Source organism: Stappia sp. MMSF_3263, from assembly GCF_030733745.1.
Lineage (GTDB): Bacteria > Pseudomonadota > Alphaproteobacteria > Rhizobiales > Stappiaceae > Stappia.
This window is the reverse complement of sequence record NZ_JASHIK010000010.1, coordinates 138,804-160,330: the sequence shown is the minus strand read 5'-3', so window position 1 is coordinate 160,330 and position 21,527 is coordinate 138,804. Positions and strand designations below refer to the sequence as shown.

The window sequence follows — 21,527 nt, the reverse complement described above, 5'->3', positions numbered from 1 at the left end:
TGCCGCTGATACTCCCCTCCCGTGAAGGACTGCCATCGATGACCATGCTGACGCGGATTGCTTCGCTCCATACCGGCCGCGCCCGGGATCGCTGGGAGGGCAGGCCGCCTTCGGCGATCGGCAAGGAGCCGGTCTCGTGCTCCCTCTTCCTCGGCGCGGAAGGACTTGTCGGCGACGAGCAGGCGGACCGGACCGTCCATGGCGGCCCGGAAAAGGCGCTGCACCACTATCCGGCCGACCATTATGCCGCCTGGGCGGAAGCCTGGCCCGAGCAGGCGGCGATCTTCGTCGCCGGCGGGTTCGGCGAGAATGTCTCGACCACGGGCCTCACCGAGGCGGACCTTTGCCTTGGCGACCGGCTTCGGCTGGGGCGCGCGCTTGTCGAGGTCTGCCAGGGTCGCCAGCCGTGCTGGAAACTGTCCGCCCATACCGGCATCGGCGAAATGGCGGCCCGCCTGCAGAAGAGCGGACGGACCGGCTGGTACTACCGGGTGATCGAGCCGGGCGAGGTGGCGGCCGGCGACCCGGTCGTGCTGGCCGGGCGGCGGCATCCCGACTGGCCGCTGTCCCGTGTCATCGCCGCGCGTTTCGATCCGCGCCTCGATCCGGCCGTGGCCGCCGCCATCGCCGCCTTGCCGGAGTTGTCCGAAAGCTGGCGGAAGAGCTTCCTGAAGAAGACCGACCCCGCTTTCGCCGAGGATACGAGCGCGCGTCTTTCCGGCGCCTGATCGCCCGCTTCGGCCGCAGCGCCCGCGAGAGGCGCGCCGCCCCGTCGAGGCGTCGCGGCACGATCCGGAAGTCGTGCATGGGCGGCCGGGGCAACACCGCAGCTGCGGACGTTTCGGGGCGAAAAGTGGATGGATTGCAGGAAGTTGACGGACGGGCGAGCCGCCGCCGTGTGACGGGCGTCACACCCGGGCGGCGAATGGCCGCTAAAGTGTGGGCTGTCTGGCAGGGCGCGTTGGCACCTGCCGTCCTTCATTCTTCATGCCTTTGGACTTGTGGAGGTTTCAGCTTGCAGAAATCACGACGCTTTCCCTCGCCGCCAGGGCGCGGCTTGCCGCACCTTGCGCTCGCCGCCCTTCTCGCCGCAACTCTCCCCTTCTCCGCAAGCCGGGCGCAGGACAGTCAGCCGGACACGCTCATCGTCGTCGACATGTCCAATTCCATGTGGGGTCAGATCGAGGGTCGGGCCAAGGTCGAGATCGCCCGCGAGGCGCTGGAAACGCTTGCCGAAAGCCTGCCGGCCGGTACGCCGACCGGTTTGATGGCCTATGGTCACCGACGCACGGGCGACTGCGGCGACGTGCAACTGGTGCAACCGGTCACACCGCTCGATCGCGGCGCGCTTGCGCGTGCCGTCGCTGCCATGAAGCCGCGCGGCAAGACACCGATCACCGAGGCGCTGCGCCAGGCGGCCGCAACGCTCAATGCCAATGACCGTCCGGCGCGGCTGGTGCTGGTGTCGGACGGCATCGAGACCTGCGGCGGCGACCCTTGCGCGCTGGCCCGGGAACTTGCAGCGGGCGGCATCGATTTCACCGCTCATGTCATCGGCTTCGACATCGCCTCGCGTGCCGACCAGGCGAAGATCGCCTGCATCGCCTCGGCGACCGGTGGGCAATACCACAATGCGCGCGATGCCGGGGAACTGGCCGCGGCGCTGAAGGCTTCGACCGTTGAGACCACCGATGTGCCGCCGGGCTTCCCGGTCACCTTCACCGCGGTGGAAGCGGAGACCGGCAATGCGGTCACCGGCACCGTCGACTGGAGCGTGGTCGATGCCGGTGACGAGCGGCTGGTGGCCACCCTTGGCGGCAACGGCGCGAAGATGGACCTGGAGCCGGGCGACTATGTCGTCACCGCAACGTCCGGCGAGCGCGCCGGCGGCGTCGAGGTGAGCATCGGCGGCGAGGGGGCTTCGGTGGTGGTCAAGCTGGCCAGCGACGTTCCCGAGGCGAGCGTCACGCCGGCCGCCAGTGGCGGGTCCGCTTCCTCGGTCCTGTCGGTCGCCTTCACCGGCCCAATGGAGGAGGGCGACTTCCTGCGCATCGTGACGCCGGACGGCGAACGGCTGGAAACGGACCTTTGGGACTACACGCGCGAGGGCAGTCCGCTGGCCATGCGCCTGCCTTCCGAGCCGGGCAGCTACGCCGTTGCCTATGTCTGGGCAAAGGGGGGAGACCGGACCATCGCGAGGGCGGACATCGAGGTGGGCCCGGCGGACCTTGCCATCGATATGGCGGCGGAGCTTCCCGCCGGCTCGATGACCGATGTCAGCTGGCGCGGGCCGGACGGCGAGGGCGACTTCCTTGCCTTCGTTGCGCCGGGCGGCACCGCCGACGGGCACGGCAACCGCTATGCCTATACCCGCGACGGAGCGACGGTTTCCATGCAGGCGCCGGGCGAACCGGGCAGCTACGAGGCGGTCTATGTGGCGGGCAACGACAACACCGTCATGATCCGCAAGCCCTTCAAGGTGGTGGAGGCTCCGGCCACCCTTGCCATGACCGGCGAGCCGGTTGCCGGCGGGCATGTCGATGTTGCCTGGACCGGCCCGGGTGGTGCGTCCGACTGGATCGGCTTCGCGCCGGTTGGCGCGCCGCCGTCGGAATATCTGGGATGGGTGACGCCGGATGGTCCCAGCGTGCGGCTGGCGGTTCCGGCGAGCGCGGGCGACTACGAGCTGCGCTACGTGCTCTCCGCCTCGGACGGGACGAAGGTGCTGGCCTCCGTGCCGGTGACCGTTACCGAGCCGGAGATCCGGCTCGAGGCACCGTCCGAGGTTGCGGCCGGAACCGAGCTCTCGGTCGTCGCGCAAGGGCCTGCCAGCACGTCCAACTGGGTCGGTTTCGCCCGGCCGGGCGAGGGGGACGCCGCCTATGTCGGCGGTGCCTGGAACACGACGGACAATATCGCCGATGGGCGGATTTCCGTCATGGCGCCGTCCGAGCCGGGCGCTTACGAACTGCGCTTCGTCATCGCCGCGGGAGAGGCGCGCGTCGTCGCGCGGGTTCCGGTGACGGTGAAGTAGCGCGTCCATCGCGCAAAACAGGAAACGGGGCGCTTCGGCGCCCTGTTTTGTTTCCGGGCGGGTGACCCTACTTGATGCCCGCGCGCATGAAGCTCTGCACGAACTGGCGCTGGAACAGCAGGAAGGCGATCAGCAGTGGAGCCGTCGTCATCAGCGTCGCGGCGTTGATCACCGACCATTCAATGCCTGAATCGATCGCCGAGAAGACGCTGAGGCCGACGGTCACGGGACGCGTCTCCTCGGAATTGGTGACGATCAGCGGCCACAGGAAGTTGTTCCAGTGGTGGCTGACGGAGACCAGCCCGTAGGCGAGATAGGTCGGCTTGGCCAGCGGGATATAGACCCGCCAGAGAATGCCGAGCACGCTGGCGCCCTCGATGCGGGCGGCCTCGTCGAGTTCGCGTGGCACGGTCAGGAAGGTCTGGCGCAGCAGGAAGATGCCGAAGCCGGAGGCGATATAGGGCAGGGCGATGGCCGGGATCGTGTCGACCAGGTCGAGCAGGCGCATCGTCTTGTAGTTCTCGACGATGAGGATGTCGGGCATCACCAGCAATTGCAGCAAGACCAGGGTGAACAGCACCGAGCGGCCCGGGAAGGTGAAACGGGCGAAGGCGAAGGCGGCGAGCGTGCACAGCAGGAACTGCCCGGCGAGGATCAGCGACACCAGCATGAAGGTGTTGAGGAAATAGCGCGCGAAGGGAGCCGCCGCCCATGCCTTTTCGAAATTCTCGAAAGTGAGCGGGGCGAAGAGCTCGAACCGCGCCTCGTAGGCGGACGGGTGGATCGCTGTCCAGATGGCGAAGGCGAGCGGCAGGATCCAGAGCAGCGCCAGCACCCAGGCGGCGAACGTGTTGAGCGCCGTGTCGAGGTCGAAGGCCTTGCGGCGCGGGGCGCTGGCGGCGACAGCCTGCGGGGTGGTGTCGGTGTGGCTGGCGGTCATTTGTAGTGCACCTTGCGGTCGAAGAGGAAGAACTGGCCGATGGCGAGCGCACACAGGATGACGAGCAGTGCCACCGTCAGCGTCGCGCCGTAGCCGGTCTCCCAGTATTCGAAGGCGGTCTCGTAGATGTAGAACAGCAGCAGCGAGGAGGCGTTGTCCGGGCCGCCGTCGGTCAGGATGAAGATGTGGTCGACGAGGCGGAACGAGTTGATCACCGCGTTGATGGAGACGAACAGCGTCGTCGGCATCATCAACGGAAAGGTGATGCGGCGGAAGATCGTCCACTTGCCGGCGCCCTCGATCTTCGCTGCCTCGACCAGCGAGGGCGGGATCGCCTGCAGGGCGGCAAGATAGAAGATCATGAAGAAGCCGGCCTCCTTCCACACGGTGACGACGATCACCGCGTTGAGCGCGGTGGCCGGATCGCCGAGCCAGTTGGTGTGCGGCCAGCCGAACAGCGACCCCGTCACCTGGTCGATCAGGCCGAACCCGGGCGTGTAGAAGAACAGCCAGATATTGGCGACCGCGATCAGGGGCAGCACGGTCGGGGTGAAATAGGCCATGCGCACGAAGCCGCGCCCCGCCAGCCGGTCGTTGACCCACAGCGCCATGACGATGGCAAGCGCGATGGAAACCGGGATGGTGCCGAGCGCGAACCAGAGATTGTTGCCCATCACCTTCCAGAAGACCGGGTCGGCGATCATCCGCTCGTAGTTGTCGAGGCCGAGAAAACGGGCCGGGCGGCGGCCGCGCGGGGTCGAGAAAAAGCTGTGCCAGAACGTCGCGATCGCCGGGATGTGGGTGAAGGCGAACAGGAAGACGAGCGCCGGCAGCAGCAGCAGCCAGGCATGGATCCATTCGCGGCCGCGAATGGAGAGCGGCGCGCGGGCCGTCGTGTCGGTTGCTGTCATCGTTGTTCGCCCATTATCGTCGGGTCGGGAAATCCGGGAGGCCGGAATGCCTGAAACGGGTGGAAAGCGGCGTGTCTCGCCGCTTTCCTTCTTGTCCTGCCGCCGCCGGCGCGGCCGGCGGCGGATGTCAGGCGGCGTCAGCGATACTCGGCGAGGATCGCGTCGGCCTGTGTCTGTGCTTCCTTCAGCGCGGTCGCGGCGTCCTTCTGGCCGGTGATCGCGGCGGCGAGCGCATCGTTGAAGATGCCGGTGATGCGCTGGTTCTGATAGGTCGCCAGTTCGGCAACGGCATGCTCCAGCTGGTCGCGGGCAACGATGGCTGGCGGGAAGTCGGCCGCATAGGCCTTCATCGTGTCCGTCTCCCAGGCGTCCGGGCGCGGCGCGACATAGCCGGTTGCGATCGTCCACTTGGCGGCCTGTTCGGGGGCGGAGATCCACTTGACGAACTCGGCCGCGGCGGCGAGCTGTTCCTCGGACGCACCCTTGAACAGGTAGAAGTTGCCGCCGCCCGTGGGGGCGCCGCGGCGCTTGTTGGCCGGCAGCATGGCGACGCCGAACTCGAACGGTGCGTTCTTGCGCACGTTGGTCAGGTTGCCGGTGGTGGTCCACATGATCGCGGCCTGGCGCTCGAAGAAGGCCTTCGGCGTCGCGCCCCACTCGACGATGCCCGGCTCCATGACGCCGTGCTTGGTCGACAGGTCGACCAGATACTGCAGCGCTTCGACCACTTTCGGATCGTCGAAATTGGTCTTGTTGCCGTCACTGTTGGCCAGGATCACGTCGTTCTGCGTGCTCAGGCCCTGGAACAGCCAGTAGGGGAAGCCGGAGGAGGGAATGCGCACGCCCCACTGGGTGACGTTGCCGTTGGCGTCCTTCTTCGTCAGCTTCTTGCCGAACTCGACCAGCTCTTCCCATGTCGCGGGCGGGGTGTTCGGGTCAAGGCCCGCTTCCTTGAAGGCTTCCTTGTTCCAGTACATGACCGGGGTCGAGCGCTGGAAGGGAATGCCGTAGGTCTTGCCGCCGGTCTGGCTGTTTTCCATGAAGGCCGGGTAGAAGCCGGCGAGCCAGGCCTTGTCCTCGTCGGTCTTGATGAAATCGTCGAAGGGGACGATCAGGTCCTCGTCGATCAGGGTGAACATGTCGGCCGACAGCGCCACGGAGAGCTGCGGCGGGGTGCCGCCGCGCGAGGCGGTGATCACCTTGGTGATCGTGTCCTGGTAGGAACCGGAATAGACGGCGTCGATCTTCACGTCCGGATTGGCGGCGGCATATTCGTCGGTCAGGGACTGGATGGTCTCCGCCGCCGTGCCGCCGACCGCGACCGGGAAATAGAACTGCAGGTCGACCGCCTGGGCCGAGGCCCATGTGCCAAGCGTCAGTCCCGTTGACAGGGCCGCTGTCGCGACCGCCTTCATCAGTGCTGTCTTCAACATGTCTGACTTCCCTCATGTTGCGCCTGACCGCTCTTTCGGCGGCCGGCTTCGCATCCCGTCTGGCGGGTGCTTTGCGGTTCGGGCCGTCGCCGGCCCGATATTCCTGGCTCAGCCGGCCATACGGCGGCCGGTTTCCTCGGCGAGATCGTCGCGGCGCCGGCCGCTCTGCCCGTCGAAGACATGCAGGTCCTGGGCGGCGAAGCCGAGCCGGATTTCGGACCCGGGCGCGACCTCGCGGTCGCCCGGCAGGCGCATGGTGAAGCCGGCGCCGGCGGTTTCGCAGTCGATCAGCATGTCGGCGCCGAGATATTCAAGGCTCGTCACCCGCGCCTTCAGCGGGCCGTTGTCGGTCGGCACCAGCGCCTCCGGGCGCAGGCCGACGCTGTGCGGCGACAGGCCCGGGTCGATATCGGCAAGGGCTGCGCCCGGCAGCACGTTCATCGGCGGGACGCCGATGAAGCGGGCGGCGAAGGGGGTGGCGGGCCGGCGATAGAGCTCGCGCGGGTCGGCTGCCTGCTCCAGGTGACCGGCATTGAGCAGCACCACCTGGTCGGCCATGGTGATGGCCTCCACCTGATCATGGGTGACATAGACCATGGTGAAGCCGAGCTTCTTCTGCAGCGCGCGGATTTCCACGCGCATCTCGTGGCGCAGCTTGGCGTCGAGATTGGAGAGCGGCTCGTCCATCAGGCAGACGGGGCGTTCGGCGATGATCGCCCGACCGAGCGCGACACGCTGCTGCTGGCCGCCGGACAACTGGCCGGGCTTGCGCTCGAGCAGTTCGGAAAGGCCCAGGAGACCGGCGACGCGGGCGAGCTTTTCGTCGCGCTCGGTGCGTCCCACCCGGCGCACCTTGAGGCCGAAAACGATGTTCTCGGCGACGGAAAGATGCGGGAACAGCGCATAGGACTGGAACACCATCGAGAGGCCGCGCTCGGCCGCCGGCAGGTGGGTGATGTCGCGTCCGCCGATCAGGATGCGGCCCTGGTCGACGCTTTCCAGCCCGGCGATCATGCGCAGGGTCGTCGACTTGCCGCAGCCGGACGGCCCGAGCAGCACCGTGAAGGTGCCGGCGGGAATGTCGATCGACAGGTTGTCGACGGCGCGGTGCCCGCCCCAGATCTTGGAAACCGCCTCGAGGCGGATGTCCTGGCCGCTGCCGGTCCAGGTGTCGTTTGCGCTCGAGCTCATGCCCGCTCCTCCATTCCCGCGCATGTGGCGGTCTCGCGTCCTGCTTCTGCGAGCAGGCTGGCGATTGCCGGCGGCAGCGGCGTGTCGCAGAACACGGCCGCCACCTCGGTGACGTGGCCGCCGCGCACATGCGCGGGTCGGCCGAACTTGCTTGCATCCAGCACCAGAAAGGCGCGGCGGCAATTGGCCAGGATCGCCTGGCGCGCGGCGACCTCGTCCTCGTGAAAGTCGAGCAGCGTGCCGTCGGCATCGACGCCCGCGACGCCGAAAATGCCGATATCGACCTTGTAGGAGGAAAAGAACCGCTCGGTATCGGCGCCGAGAATGTCGCGGTCGCCGTGGCGCAGGCGCCCGCCGGCGATCGTGACCTCGAAGCCCGGGTTCTGCGAGGCGGAAAAGGCGACATGCAGGTTGTTTGTGAAGATCCGCAGGCCCTGGTGACGGGTCAGCGCCTGCATGACGATTTCCGGCGTCGTCCCGATCGAGAAGGCCAGCGAGGCGCCGTCGGGAACGCGGCCGGCAACCGTCTCGGCAATGGCGCGTTTCTGTGGCAGGTTGAGGATCTGCCGCCGGGCGTAGTGGAGATTGCCGACCGGGGCGGGCGGCTCGACGCCGCCATGGGTGCGGCGCAGGATGCCGTGCTCGCACAGCCGGGTCAGGTCGCGGCGGATCGTCTGGGTCGTCACCTCGAACCGCTCGGCCAGCGCCTCGACGGAGGCGAAGCCGTTCGACTGCACGAGATCGGCGATCTCGCGCTGGCGCGCGGTGATGTCGATGTCGCCTGTCATGACCGGCGTTGCTCCTCCCGAATGCGGACGTTTCGTCTCTACTTCGTTCATATGAACATAGCACAACGTTCATATGAACATACAATGACAGAATTCACCTGACCCAACGCCCTGATCCGTCACTGCGAAACTGTCGCTTTTGCGGATGCGGACAATGCTCATGTCACCGCCGGCCGTAGGGCGCAGCTGACGCGTCGCCGCGCCGGGGGTGGCTCAAAGGGAGGCGCGCAGGAGTTTTTGCAAATCGTTCGCAATTGCATTGACAACTGCAACTCGTTCTCATAATCATTCCAAACAAGGGGATGATCCCGTCTGGATGGAAGGGTTTGGCGATGCGTGAGGCGATATGGCGGACGATGCGCGGGTCTGCTGGTGACGTGACCCGGCGTGCGTTGTTGCTGCTAGGGCTTGCCGCCGTTGCCCTGCCGGGCGGCTTGCCGGCCCGTGCCGAGGCGCCGCTTTCGGTCGTTGCCACCACCGGCATGATCGCCGACGCGGCCCGACGCATCGGCGGCGATGCGGTCGAGGTGCGGGCGCTGATGGGGCCGGGCGTCGATCCGCATGCCTATCGCCAGACCCGCACCGACATCGCCGCCATGGTGCGCGCCGACCTGGTGCTCTGGCACGGCCTCTACCTGGAAGCCCAGATGGAGGAGTTCCTGCGCAAGCTCGGCGAGCGCAAGCCGACCGTCGCGGTTGCCGAGAGCCTGCCGCGCGAGCGGCTGATCGCCCATGTCGACTATTCCGACAAGTTCGACCCGCATGTGTGGATGGATCCGCGCCTGTGGTCGAAAGTGGTGGAGAATGTGCGCGAGACGCTGTCCGCGCAGCGCCCGTCGCAGGCGGATGCCTTTGCCGCCAACGCGGCCGCCTACCTGGCCGAGCTGGAAGAGCTTGCGGCCTATTCCGACAAGGTGTTCGGCTCGGTGCCGGAGGGCGCGCGGGTGCTTGTCACCGCGCATGACGCCTTCAGCTATTTCGGCCGGGCGCAAGGGTTCGAGGTGCTCGGCATCCAGGGCATCTCCACCCAGAGCGAGGCCGGACTGCAACGCGTTGCGGAACTGGTCGACACGCTGGTGGACCGCAAGATCGGGGCTGTCTTCGTCGAAAGCTCGGTGTCCGACCGTTCGGTGCGCGCGCTGGTGGAAGGCGCGGCCGCGAAGGGGCACACGGTGATCATTGGCGGCGAACTCTTTTCCGACGCGATGGGCAAGGATGGCACCTACGAGGGCACCTATCCGGGCATGATCGATCACAACGCGACGACCATTTCGCGGGCTCTTGGCGGCAATGCGCCGGAGCGCGGCATGGCCGGCCGGTTGGCGGCGGGGAGCTGAGCGCGATGAGCCGGATCGTCACACCGCCGGCGTTGGGGCTGGTCGCCACCCGGGAAGCGGAGGCAGAGGCGCGGGCCGAGGCGGGCCGCGCCGCCCTGGCCCTGCGCGAAATCACCGTCTCCTATGGCGAAAGCCCGGCGGTGTTTTCCGTCGACGCCACCTTTCCGCGCGACAGCCTCGTTGCCATCGTCGGTCCGAACGGAGCCGGCAAGTCGACCTTGCTGAAGGCGGCGCTCGGCATCGTGCCACGCCTGTCGGGCACGGTCACGGTCTTCGGCATGCCGCTGGAGCGGGCCCGCGACCGCATCGCCTATGTGCCGCAGCGCGCCTCCGTCGACTGGGACTTTCCCACCCGCGTCATCGACGTGGTGATGATGGGGCTCTACCGCGAACTCGGCCTGTTGGGGCTGGTGCGCGCAAGTCACAGGGAAAGGGCGCGCGCCTGCCTTGCCCGGGTCGGCATGGCCGATTTCGCCGAGCGGCAGATCGGCCAGCTGTCCGGCGGCCAGCAGCAGCGCGTCTTCCTCGCCCGGGCCCTGGCGCAAGGGGCCGACCTTTATCTGCTCGACGAGCCCTTTGCCGGCGTCGACGCCGCCACCGAAAAGGCGATCATCGACGTGCTCAAGGAGTTGAAGGCCGAGGCGCGAACCGTCGTTTGCGTCCATCACGACCTTGCGACCGTCACCGACTATTTCGACCGGGTGCTGCTTATCAACACCCGCAAGGTCGCCGAGGGCCCGGTCGCCACCACCTTTACCGGGGCCAACCTGCAGGCAACCTATGGCGGGCGGCTTGCCTCCGCCCATATCGACCAGCTCAAGCTGGCGGACTGAAGGCGGCCATGTCGACATCGCTCTCCGTTCTTGCCGACGCACTGCTGCTCCAGGGCGGTTACAACGCCGCGCTGGTCGCCATCGGTGCCGCCCTTCTGGGCATTGCCGCGGGGGCCGGCGGCACGTTCCTGTTCCTGCGCAAGCGCGCGCTGGTGAGCGATGCGATCGCCCACGCAACCCTGCCCGGCGTCGGCCTTGCCTTCCTTGCCATGGTCGCCTTCGGCCTCGACGGTCGCAGCCTGATCGGGCTGATCGCGGGCTCGGCGCTGTCGGCCGCCGCCGGGCTCTTCGCCGTGGAATGGATCACCCGGCGCACGCGCCTTGCCGAGGACACGGCCATCGGCGCGGTGCTCTCCGTCTTCTTCGGCTTCGGCATCGTGCTGCTGACGGTCATCCAGACCCAGTCGCAGGGCCGACAGGCGGGGCTTGAAGGGTTTCTGCTGGGCTCCACCGCCGGCATGCTGTTCCAGGATGCCGTCGTCATCGCCGTCGGCGGCGTGCTGGCTATCGCGGCCCTGGTCGCGCTGCGCCGGCCGATGACGATGGTCGCCTTCGATCCGGGCTTCGCCGCCGCCACCGGCGTCAACACGGGCCGTGTCGACATGGCAATGATGATGCTGGTGCTGGCCGTCACCGTGACGGGGCTGAAGATCGTCGGCCTGGTTCTCATCGTGGCGCTGCTGATCATCCCGGCGGTCGCGGCGCGGCTTTGGAGCGAGCGCACCGATCGCGTCATTCTGGCCGCCGGCGCCATCGGCGGCGTCTCCGGTTATCTCGGCGCGGCGATTTCCGCCGCCGCGCCCGGCCTGCCGACCGGCCCGATCATCGTGCTTGTCTCCTTCGCCCTTTTCCTCGGCTCGCTGCTGTTCGCGCCGCAACGCGGCGTGCTCGCCGCGGCGATCCGCCACCGCAGCTTCCAGCTGCGCCTGCATCGTCGCCAGGGCTTGCTGTCGCTGGCGCGCAGCGAGCCGATCTTCGATCCGCTGACCCTGCGCGTGCTCCAGCGCGAGGGACTGATCCGGACCGACCGGGTGGCGACCGAGGACGGGCGGGCGGCCGCCGCCCGGGCGCTGCGCGACGAGCGGCGTTTCGAGATCGCCCGCGAGATCCATCGCGATGATCCGTTTGCCCATCGCTACGACGGCCTGACCCCGATCGAGGATGTGATGACCCCTGACGAGATTGCCGAGATCGATCGCCTGGTCAACCGGCCGTTGAGCGTTGGAGCGCCGGCATGATGGGGGCCGAATTCGTCCAGCTGTCGCTTACCCCGATCCTGATCGGCACGCTCTCGGCCATCGCCTGTGCGTTGCCGGGAAACTTCCTCATCCTGCGCCGGCAGGCGCTGATCGGGGATGCGATCAGTCATGTGGTGTTGCCGGGCATCGTCGTCGCCTTTCTCGTCACCGGCAGTCTCGCCAGCCTGCCGATGCTTGCCGGTGCGGCCGGGGCAGCGCTCGTCGCCGTCTTCCTGATCGAGACCATTCGCCGGCTGGGGCGGATCGAGCCCGGGGCGGCGATGGGCGTCGTCTTCACATCGATGTTCGCCGGCGGCGTGCTGCTGCTGGAACAGAGCGACACGAGCGGCGTGCATCTCGATGTCGAGCATGCGCTGATGGGCAACCTGGAAAGCCTGATCTGGTTCGATGCGACGGGCTGGGCCTCGCTTCTCGACCCCGCAGCCGTCGCCGGACTGCCGCCGGAGCTGCCGCGCATTGCGCTGGTGGCTGCCGCCATCACCGTGCTGATGCTCGTCTTCTGGCGGCCGCTGAAACTCTCCACATTCGACGAGGGCTTCGCCGCGACGCTCGGCCTGCCGGTGCGGCTGATCGGCCTTGCCCTGGTCGCGGTCTCCGCGGTGGCGGCTGTCGCGGCCTTCGATGCGGTCGGATCGATCATCGTCATCGCCATGTTCATCTGCCCGCCGGCGGCTGCCCGGCTGATGACCGAGCGGCTCGAACACCAGGTCGCCTGGAGTGTCCTCTTCGCGACGCTTGCCGCCGTTCTCGGTTATGTGCTGGCCGGCTACGGACCGCTCTGGTTCGGTTCGCCCAATGCGGTCAGCGCCGCCGGCATGATCGCCACCGTCTCGGGCGCGATCCTCGCCATTGCCTGCATCGCCGCGCCCCACCGCCGCCGTATCGGCCAGCCGGCGGGCTGATCCTTTTGCCGCAAGCGCCTTGCGCGGGTTGTCCTGGTCGGCCGGGGGTGTCCGGCGACGGGAAAGGCTGACGCCACGCTGCGCGCGATGGTTGCAACCATATTCAGGGTTTCGCTGGATTCGGTTGCAGTATTCTTTCCAATGAAAATAATATCTATTGTCGACCCTGAAATTTCACACGGCTCCTGAGATAATTTCTGATTTAATCGGTAAGTATCTGATTTGAAATGTAATATTGATTTATATTATTTTTCTTCGTTTTTGAAGAATGTCGAAAATTGTATGAATAAATACGAATAGATCCGAAAATCGTCTTTATTTATTTGGCTTTGAAGCCTTGCTAGGTTGTGTCGTTGATGCGACGATGCGCGCATAAGTAGATATTTTGCGTTTCCAGCCAGTTTTTTCCATGCGAGGTTGCGATGTTCGATATCACCACTGTCCGGGAAATCGACTACGGCACGAACAGCGTCGTGTATGTCTACCAGGACCACGACAATCCGAAGCTCTGGTACATGGTTCCGGTGCCGACCCTGAGGACGGTTGGCGGCGCGCCGGCCTTCTCGCTGACGGAGTACACCAAGAACGGCGGCGGCGTTGCCGGTCTGTGCACCTTCGAAATGGAACTGATCCAGCCGATGGCGGCGCGCGCCGCGGCGGAGAAGGTGCTTGGCGACGACATCTCCTGGGGCGGCTTCACCTGGGTCGGCGGCACCGCCTATTTCTACTATGACATCGAGGGCGAGGGGCGGGTCCTGGCCGTCGAGCCGACGCTCTACGGAACCAATGTCGCGGCCTTCCAGATCGAGCTCGAGACGGCGGAGGCGCTCAACACGTTCAAGGGCGCCTACGGTTCGGGGGGCGGTGCCTCGCCCTTCCGCGTCGAATACGACATGCAGGTGCTGACCAAGTTGCTCGGGGCCAAGGCGACCGTCACCTACAAGGCGGAAGCGGCGATCGAGTACGAGAAGAAGTACAAGACCGTGCGTGACACCTGGGGCAACCAGAAGCAGGTGCTGCAGGAGGTCAAGCAGGTACTGACCCAGTCGGGCGCCGGCGACGTCAAGGTCGAGCTTGGCGCCGGCAGCTCGGAAGAGCTGGCGCAGCGGGTCCGCGACTGGGGCTGGACGACGCTGGAGAACCAGGTCTCGACCACGGTGGCGGCGGCGGCGGTGATGGCGACGGGGCCGAACCCGGTCTCGGCGACCACCTCCTTCACCCAGTCCTACCAGGAAGACACGGTGATCGACTGGTCGACACCGGTCAGCACCTTCATGCGCAAGTTCTCCTCCGAGGAGTGGAACAAGCTTTTCGTCAAGGTCGACAACCGCAAGCTCTCGGTCGTCTTCAACCTGATCGGCCAGCTTGACCGCAGCGACAATGGCGATCCGATCGCCCAGTCGGTGACGGTGACGGTGACCTATCCGACCCGCAAGACCGACAACACCTTCACCCTGATCGTCAAGGACGGGGCGCAGTCGTCGCTCATCTACGAGGCGCCGGGCGATTTTTCGGGCGGCGACTACAATGCCGAATTCACCTACAGCTACGTGATCGAGTTCGACGACGGCAAGAGCTACCAGAGCGACCCGGTGACGACGACCGATACGCTGGTCAACATCACCCCGAACAATTTCGGCACGCGACAGGTGACCTTCATCGGCCAGAACGTGCCCTTCGACACGCCGACCGGCGTCAGGGCGGTGAATATCGACTTCTTCTTCGCCCCGCCCGCCGGCAATCCGGCCATCGTCCAGACCAAGACGATGACGGCAAACGGCGAAGAGGAGGCCATTGCCTTCGACAGCTACTACAACCTGCCGATCGGCCAGGGCTATACCTACCGGCTGCGCTACCAGATGGCGGACAATACCGAGATCGTCTCGCAGCCGCCCGGCGCGCTGTCGGCGGCGCCGGACTACACCGGCTCGGGCAATGCCGACATCGTCTTCGTGGTCGATCCCAAGGGCCTGTTCACCCAGTTCACGCTGCGGGCCTTCAACTACACGACCGAGCCGGCGACGCTGGCGCTGGTTGACGTCAACGCCCAGTATTTCGACCCGGCGAACAATGGCGACGAGTGGATCGCCGAGAACACCTGGGCGAACTGGACGCCGGAAGGCTTCCTGAGCTTTGCCGAACCGCGCTGGAACTTCCAGGCTGTCGACAACCTCAACATGGCCTACTACAACATTTCCGGCCAGATCTACTATTCCGACGGAACCAACTTCACGCTCGACAAGTATCGACAGTCGAGCGAGACGAAGACGCTGACGATCACCAACACGATCCAGAACTACAGCGTCAAGGTCGACACCAGCCTCATCGACTGGGACAAGGTGGCGAGCGTCAATCTCACCATGTTCCAGCTGACCACGACGGCGAAGGAGGAGTTCGGCGACACGTTGCCCGATTTCCTGCGCAAGCCGCGCGAGGAGATGAGCCGGAAGGAGCGGGAGCTCGCGGGAGAATCGCAGCAGAACCAGATCCTCTTCAGCATCCTGGGTTCGCCGCAGGGCGTGAAGGTCGACACGGTCGAGCGCTACTACGGCATCCAGCGGCTGCGCTCCGATCCGACGATCGAGTTCTACTACACCGCCGTCTACGTGATGAAGGACGGCGAGGCGCGTGCGATCGAGAAGCAGGAGGTGACCGGACGGTTGTCCGTCGAGCTTCCGGCGGTGCCGCCGGCCAACATCCAGCCGGGCATCGTGCGCCAGCGGATCGATCCGGACCAGCTGCACGCGCATATGCGCAAGAGCGGATAGGCGCGGGTCATGTCCGCGCGGGGACTTGACCAGGCGCAGGGCGCCCCGGACCCGCCGCCCTGCGACCCGCCGCCGGTCTCCGCCATCGCGGAAGCCGACGGGGGAGCGGTGCTCGACCATCTCGCGCGTTCGGCGCGCGACCTGGTGCGCCGTGTCGCCGATGGCGGGCCGCACGCGGCCGAGGGCGTCGCGATGCGGCCGGTGGCCAGCAACCTGACGCCTTCGGGCGCGGCCGTCGAGGCGGCCTTCGTGTGGGGCGGCGTCGGTCCCGACGGGCGACCCGACTGCGATCCCCGCATCAGTCTCGACCCGCTTCCCGGCGGCGCGCCTTCGGGGCGCCTTGCCGCCGCCCTTGCCCTGGTGCGGGCAGCCGGGCCCGCGCGCCTCTCGGTGCAGCAGCAGATGCTGGCGGCCGAGGTGGCGGAGTGGCAGGCATCGTCTCCCGGGCGCTACGGTGCCTGGGCGGGGCTGCGTGCCGGCGCCGTGGCGAGGGCGCCGGACAGCGGCCCGCCGCCGCTGGCCGCCAAGCTCTACCTGGAACTGCCCGAGCGGGCGCGCGAGGCGGCCTGTGCGCTGGAGCAGCGCCTCGCCGGCACGCCGCCCGTTCTTGGCGGACGCGGCATCCGTCCGACCATGCTCGGCCTCGATCCGAAAAATGGCGGCGTCGAGGTCTATTACCGCTGCGACCGCCTGTTTCCCGGCGATCTCGACACGCTGATGCGGCGGTTCCGCCTGCCGGAGCGGGCCGGCGAGGTGGTCGCTCTCATCGAGCGGCTGACCCGGCGCAGCGTCCGCTTGGAGCTTCCGTCCTGGGATGTGGGGTTCTCCATCGCCTACGGGACGCGGGAGGAGGGCGTGCGGCCGGCGCCCGCCGTCTTCACCTTCTATTCGAACGCCGCCTCGCTGCTCGGGCCGGACGAACGGGTGCGCTGCGCCCTGATGCGCGAGGGTCGGGTGCGGGACTGGGACATGACCCCTTACGCGGCGCTCCATGCCCGCACGCCCGAGGCGATCCCGGGCGAGGCGCCGTTGCAGTGTCACGGGCTTGTCGGCGCTGTGCTTCCATCGGGCGGCGACATGCGGGTCACGGCGACCCTGGCGCTGCCGCGCGCGTTCGGCTGCCGCGCGCGCGGCGACGCCATGCCCGCGCAACCGGGAAGCTTGCCGCAAGCGCACGCGGCAGAGGGACGGGAGGAGCCGGGCCATGGCTGATCCCGCTCTGCTTCTGTCGCAACTGCTCGCCCGGCAGGCACCGGAGGGAGCCTTTCCCTCGCAGGTGGACGGGCCCTCGGGGACGATTGCCGACGAGACCTGCTTCGTCACGGCGCAGGTTGCGCTGATCCTTGCCCGCCTGATCGCCGCACCGGACGGACCGGTGGTGCCGCACGCGCTGGCGACGGCGCTTCACCGGGCGCTCGATTTCATCGAGGCCTGCGAAAGCGGGCAGGATGCCGGCGCCTTCCGCTTCTATCCATCCGGCCTTGCAGCGCCGCGCCTCGACATCGACCTTGCCGCCGATGCCGACGACACGGCGCTCGCCTGGATGGCGCTGGTCGCGGGCGGGCGCCGCAGCCGCGCCGAGGCGGGTGTCGCCCTGTCTCGTCTCTTGCCCCGCTTCGCCTGCGGCGCGGCCCGGCGCGGCGATCCCCCGTTTGTCCGGGCGCCGCTGCTGCGCACCTGGGCGGGTGGCGGCGAGCCGGATCCCGTCGACCTGATCGTCAACATCAACATGGCGGCGGTGCTCGCCCTGTGCGCTCCCGCCTCAAGGCCCGTCGTCGGCGAGGCGGGAGAGGCGATCGCAGCACGCGTCGTCGCCGCCTTTGCCGACCATGCGCCGGATCGCTCCGCGCTGCGGGCGCTCGCCCCCTATTACGCGGATCCGGCGGAGGCGGGCATTGCGCTGGAACGCGCGCTCGCGTGCGGGGCGGACGCACTCGCGCCGCTTGCCGCCCGGCTGCTGCCGCTCGCGGACCGTGACCGGGAGGCCGGCCGCCCGGCCTCGCGCCCGCTCTACTGCAACGCCCATGGCCGCCCGTTCTGGCGCGCGCCTGCCCTGCAGCTCGCCCGGCGTCTGGCCGACACGCTTGCCCTTTCTTTCGACCAGCCCTTTTCACCACCCTCGATTTCGGGAGGCTCCCATGACTTTGATGCCCAGGTCCGTTCTTGCTGAATTGCCGGCCGGCGAGCGCCCGGCGGCGCGCGCCAGCACCAAATACATGGAGACGTTCCAGCTCTCCAGGCCGGCGCTCGGCGGCACCGACATCGTCACCTACGCCAACCGTACCGGCGATCTCGACCTCTACACGATCGGCACGGCCGGAGAGATCTACAGGCTGCGCCGCGGCGAGGGGTCCGAGGCGCCGTATCAGGACACGGACCTGCATGTGCGCGGCCGGCAGCTCTTCCTCTACACCTCCGGGACGGAAGGCAGCGACACGCCGAACATCATGACACTCGGCGACAACGGGCAGTTGTCGCTGGCCGAGTTCCAGACGACGACCTCCACCTACTACCAGCGCGAGACCAAACCGGCCAACGCGACGGAGACAATCCGCCAGTTTCGCGGCGTGCGTGGCATCACCGGCAATGTCTACGTCAATGTCATGCTCGACGTGCCGGGCGCCGATTACGGGTTGCTCGCCAACAATTTCTTCAAACCGGGCACCTCCGAGTGGGCGGGTCCCGTCTGGGCGCCGGTGTCGGGGCCGGGGGGCACCCAGGCACAGGTGAAGAGCATCGCCATGGTGTCGAACAGCACCGTGCAGTCGGCGATCTTCGCCATCGGCAAGGACAACGCGATCCTGTTCAGCGAGACGAGCGACCGCACGTCCGAACTCAGGGCGCTCGGCACCAAGAAGGCGACGGCGCTTTCCGTCGTCGTCGATGCCGCCGACAGGCTGAATGTCTTCGCGGTGGAAGAGGGCACCGGAAAGCTCCTGTTGAAGAAGGAGAAGAAATACCAGTCCGGCTCGCTCAAGCAGTTCGACGACTGGATCTATGTCGACGCGTCGCAGAGCGTGCCGCTGACGGAGATCTACGCCTCGATAACTTTCGACGACATGCTGCAGGTCTTCGGCATCGGCACCGACGGGCGGCTTTGGCGTTCCGGCCAGGTGCCGGGCACCGGGCGCAACGCCGAACCGTCCTGGAACGTGCTGTTCCCGCTAGGCAACGAAATCCCGACCGATCCGGGCTCGAAGGCGACGATCTTCACCGTCGGCCGCGACCGGTCCGGCTATGCGGAGGCCTACACGGTCGCGGCCGGCGGCGACCTGACCCGCTTCTGGCAGTCGCCGACCTCGCGCCAGTGGTTCGAGCAACGGGTCGACCTGCTGCGCCAGGACAATGACATGGTGCCGGTGGAGACCCACGCCCTGGAGATGGTGGTGCTGGATGAGGACGGCATGCCGCTCTCCTTCGCGCCGGTCTCCATCCAGGCCTCCTTCCTTGTCACGCTGTTCGTCGACGGGCGCTCCTACCGATGCAGCCAGCTCAACCGCGTTGCGGCGCAGACCGGCCCGGGCGGCAAGCTGGTGATCTACCAGCAGGCGACCGCGCTCGCCGCCGCGACGATCTATCTGGAAACGACGGGCACGCTTGCCGGCAGCCCCATCGTGGTGGAGCCGAACCTGCAATTGCAGGAAAAACTCTCGGCGCTGACGGTGGATGAGATCAAGAACGCCAAGGATGCTTCAGGAAACTACCTGCTGCCGGCCCAGTACCGGACCAACGATTCCTATGCCCAGAGCCTGCAGCAGATCACCCAGGCGTCGATGGAGATCGCCGACCAGCGCGAGGTGAAGGCGTCGAAAGTCGCCTATCACACGGTGTCGCGGCGGATGGCGGCGCGCGGCTTCGACCCGCGGCTCAACCTGCGCGCCATGTCCGGCACGGCCTGGTCCATCGACTTCTCCTCCGGTTTTCCGCAATACCAGGCGATGACCCTGTCCGAGGTGTCGGAATGGAAGACGGGCAAGCTTGCCGCGATGCGCGCGGCGGCGGCCAATGACGACGGCGCGGAGCTTGCCGGTTTCCTCGGTATCGACTGGGGCGATGTGTGGAACGGCATCAAGAACGCGGCAAAATTCGTCATCGACGGGCTGACCAAGATCGTCGTCGAGATCGTCGACGGGATCGGGCGGGTGCTGTTCGAGATCGCCGGCAAGGTGTTCGAGGCGATCATCGAGTTCGCCCAGCAGGCCTTCGATTTCGTGCAAGGGGTGTGGAACTGGCTGAAGGTCAAGCTGAAGCAGCTGTTCGAATGGTTGGCCTTCCTGTTCAACCTCGGCGACTTCAAGCGCGTGGCCGAGGCGGTGGAGCACAACACGCGGGTGATGCTCGATTTCACCGTCGACGGCATCGACCACGTCAAGACCATGATCTTGTCGGGCATCGACACGCTGAAGGATTCGCTCAAGGCGGTCGTCGACGACATGCTCCAGGAGTTCAACAAGGAGGACAATCCGACCATCGGGCAGTTCTCGTCGCAGCAGGAGATGACCGACGAGCAGGCGTACGAGATGGAGCACAATCTCTTTTCCAACGCCTATGAGCAAAATGGCGGCAAGGCGGACGAGCGCAGCGGCAGTACGGTCAGCCTGCTGAGCTCCAGTGCCCTGTCGAGTTCGCTCGACGGGTTGATATCGATGATGGAGGACCTGGCCAACAACTTCCAGTTCGGCGACGGCAAGGAGGCCTTCAACGAGGCGCTCGATTTCTTTACGGCGATCGGGGACAACCCGAACGACGCGCTCAACCTGTTGATGAGTGGCGTGATCAAGGTGATGGAGAGCGTCGCGCTCTTCGCCCTGGATGCCGCCAAGGGCGTGATCGCGACCTTGATGGACCTGATCAAGGAGGTGGTCGCCTCCTTCCGCGATGCGCTTTTCGCGGAGTGGGAAATCCCGGTCCTGTCGCAGCTCTACAAGTTCTTCACCGGCCACAGCCTGTCGATCCGCGTCAGCCAGATCGCCTCCTGGCTGATCGCCATCCCCGCGACGCTGATCTACAAGCTCGCGACCGGCAAGGCACCCTTCCCCGACCAGGCGGCGCTTGATGCCTACACGAACTATGTCACCGTCGACTGGATGAAGTCGAAGTTCGGGATGACCACGCAGAAGGAGGTCGTCTTCGACAGCACGGCGGAGAAGGTGGTGGCGGGTTTTGCCCTCGGTGTCTATGCGGCGGCAATGTTCGTGCGCATCTTCACCGACGGGCTGACCGGTTTCCTGAGTTCGACCGGGGCTATCCCCGACCAGGGCAGCAGGGTGCCGGAGGGCTTGAAGAACTACTCGAAGGGCTGGTCGCCGAAGGGCAAGAACCTGGCCGGCCTCGCCGCCGTGTTGATGCGCTACGTCACCACCTTCGCCACCGCGCCCTGGTTGGTCCGTCCCGGCACGCCGGCGCCGAGCTGCCCGCCGGGCGATCCGGGTTTCTCCGGCGTTATCTGGATCTGCCAGGTGCTCGCCGGACCGACGCGCGGCCTCGTGATCCTGGCCTTCCCGGGCGGCAAGGCACGCACCTACACGGCGGAGCTGACCATCACCCTGTGGGGGTTCGTCAACATCGCCATGGTGTCGTGGAACTACGGGGCGAGTTCGAAGAAGGACAAGCTCGCTCAGCTCGGCCTGTCGCGGGCCTTGACCAATATCATTCCCGGGCAGGCGACCCGCTTCCTCTTCGTCCCGGACGTCCAGGAGGCGCTCTACTACGTCCCGGCGATCGTCGGCGAGGCGCTGATCGTCGTCGGCAATCTCGGGTCGGCCGGTATCGCCGTATGGGAACTGGTCGAGATCACCACGGCTGACGACTGAGGCGAAAGGCGCTGCGGGAGAGGGCGCGCCTCTCTCCCGACACCTGCTGCCTCGCGTCTTTTGCCACCTGGCCGGGGCGGCGTCTCGATTTGTTCCTTGTGGCCCCCACTCATTCTTCCACGCCGCGGTTCCGGCCAGCACTTGTTCGCCGCCCCACCCTCAGGCCGTCCCCTCCAACAACGAGACCGGCACTCTGCCGCGGCCCACTCTCAGGCTGTCACCCCCGTCGGAGCGAAGCGGAGGGCGGGGGTCTATTCGTTGCCAGAGCGGGCATGGGGCACACGTAGGTGGCGTGCCGGTCCGGCCCGCTGCCGGCGA

15 protein-coding genes are annotated in these 21,527 nt (G+C 66.9%); 10 read left to right on the top strand and 5 right to left on the bottom strand.

Translation table 11 applies throughout. The features are described from left to right. Window positions 1-38 precede the first annotated feature (38 nt). Together RBB46_RS13015 and RBB46_RS13010 are read left to right on the top strand one after the other, a co-directional pair. Entirely contained in the window at window positions 39-728 is a 690-nt protein-coding gene (locus tag RBB46_RS13015; protein WP_306029418.1) for an MOSC domain-containing protein, read from the top strand. 287 nt (window positions 729-1,015) lie between these two features. Next, on the top strand, window positions 1,016-3,034 hold the full coding sequence (locus tag RBB46_RS13010) for a VWA domain-containing protein (RefSeq protein ID WP_306029417.1): 2,019 nt from the start codon (window positions 1,016-1,018) through the stop codon (window positions 3,032-3,034). A gap of 67 nt (window positions 3,035-3,101) precedes the next feature. On the opposite strand, the gene RBB46_RS13005 is transcribed toward RBB46_RS13010, so the two are convergent. From RBB46_RS13005 to RBB46_RS12985, 5 genes are all read right to left on the bottom strand, one after another. After that, window positions 3,102-3,974, bottom strand: coding sequence for a carbohydrate ABC transporter permease (locus RBB46_RS13005; RefSeq protein ID WP_306029416.1), 873 nt, complete (start codon window positions 3,972-3,974; stop codon window positions 3,102-3,104). Then, window positions 3,971-4,885, bottom strand: a complete 915-nt coding sequence (locus RBB46_RS13000; protein ID WP_306029415.1) for a carbohydrate ABC transporter permease — start codon at window positions 4,883-4,885, stop codon at window positions 3,971-3,973. The genes RBB46_RS13005 and RBB46_RS13000 overlap by 4 nt, the downstream gene beginning before the upstream one ends. A gap of 137 nt (window positions 4,886-5,022) precedes the next feature. Continuing rightward, window positions 5,023-6,318: an ABC transporter substrate-binding protein gene (locus tag RBB46_RS12995; protein WP_306029414.1), complete on the bottom strand. Its 1,296-nt coding sequence runs from the start codon at window positions 6,316-6,318 to the stop codon at window positions 5,023-5,025. 108 nt (window positions 6,319-6,426) lie between these two features. Continuing rightward, entirely contained in the window at window positions 6,427-7,509 is a 1,083-nt protein-coding gene (locus tag RBB46_RS12990; protein WP_306029413.1) for an ABC transporter ATP-binding protein, read from the bottom strand. After that, a complete protein-coding gene (locus tag RBB46_RS12985) occupies window positions 7,506-8,297 on the bottom strand; it encodes a DeoR/GlpR family DNA-binding transcription regulator (protein ID WP_306029412.1) in 792 nt (263 codons plus the stop codon). Before RBB46_RS12985 ends, RBB46_RS12990 begins: the two co-directional genes overlap by 4 nt. 332 nt (window positions 8,298-8,629) lie before the next feature. Here RBB46_RS12985 and RBB46_RS12980 point away from each other — a divergent pair, with 332 nt between their 5' ends. From RBB46_RS12980 to RBB46_RS12945, 8 genes are all read left to right on the top strand, one after another. Beyond that, the gene (locus tag RBB46_RS12980; RefSeq protein ID WP_306029411.1) at window positions 8,630-9,634 is read left to right on the top strand and encodes a metal ABC transporter solute-binding protein, Zn/Mn family; all 1,005 of its coding nucleotides are present in this window, start codon (window positions 8,630-8,632) and stop codon (window positions 9,632-9,634) included. Window positions 9,635-9,639: 5 nt separating this feature from the next. Next, window positions 9,640-10,467, top strand: coding sequence for a metal ABC transporter ATP-binding protein (locus tag RBB46_RS12975; RefSeq protein WP_306029410.1), 828 nt, complete (start codon window positions 9,640-9,642; stop codon window positions 10,465-10,467). A gap of 8 nt (window positions 10,468-10,475) precedes the next feature. Next, on the top strand, window positions 10,476-11,705 hold the full coding sequence (locus tag RBB46_RS12970; protein ID WP_306029409.1) for a metal ABC transporter permease: 1,230 nt from the start codon (window positions 10,476-10,478) through the stop codon (window positions 11,703-11,705). Next, window positions 11,702-12,628 (top strand): metal ABC transporter permease, encoded by a 927-nt coding sequence (locus RBB46_RS12965; RefSeq protein ID WP_306029408.1) that lies wholly within the window; start codon window positions 11,702-11,704, stop codon window positions 12,626-12,628. Before RBB46_RS12970 ends, RBB46_RS12965 begins: the two co-directional genes overlap by 4 nt. 422 nt (window positions 12,629-13,050) lie before the next feature. Continuing rightward, complete coding sequence (locus tag RBB46_RS12960; RefSeq protein WP_306029407.1) at window positions 13,051-15,396, top strand: hypothetical protein; 2,346 nt, start codon at window positions 13,051-13,053, stop codon at window positions 15,394-15,396. A 9-nt stretch (window positions 15,397-15,405) separates the two neighbouring features. Continuing rightward, window positions 15,406-16,608 (top strand): hypothetical protein, encoded by a 1,203-nt coding sequence (locus tag RBB46_RS12955; protein WP_306029406.1) that lies wholly within the window; start codon window positions 15,406-15,408, stop codon window positions 16,606-16,608. Then, window positions 16,601-17,566 carry a hypothetical protein gene (locus RBB46_RS12950; RefSeq protein ID WP_306029405.1) on the top strand — a complete coding sequence of 322 codons (966 nt, stop codon included), beginning with the start codon at window positions 16,601-16,603 and terminating at the stop codon, window positions 17,564-17,566. The genes RBB46_RS12955 and RBB46_RS12950 overlap by 8 nt, the downstream gene beginning before the upstream one ends. After that, window positions 17,535-21,209 carry a hypothetical protein gene (locus tag RBB46_RS12945; protein ID WP_306029404.1) on the top strand — a complete coding sequence of 1,225 codons (3,675 nt, stop codon included), beginning with the start codon at window positions 17,535-17,537 and terminating at the stop codon, window positions 21,207-21,209. The genes RBB46_RS12950 and RBB46_RS12945 overlap by 32 nt, the downstream gene beginning before the upstream one ends. Window positions 21,210-21,527 lie beyond the last annotated feature (318 nt).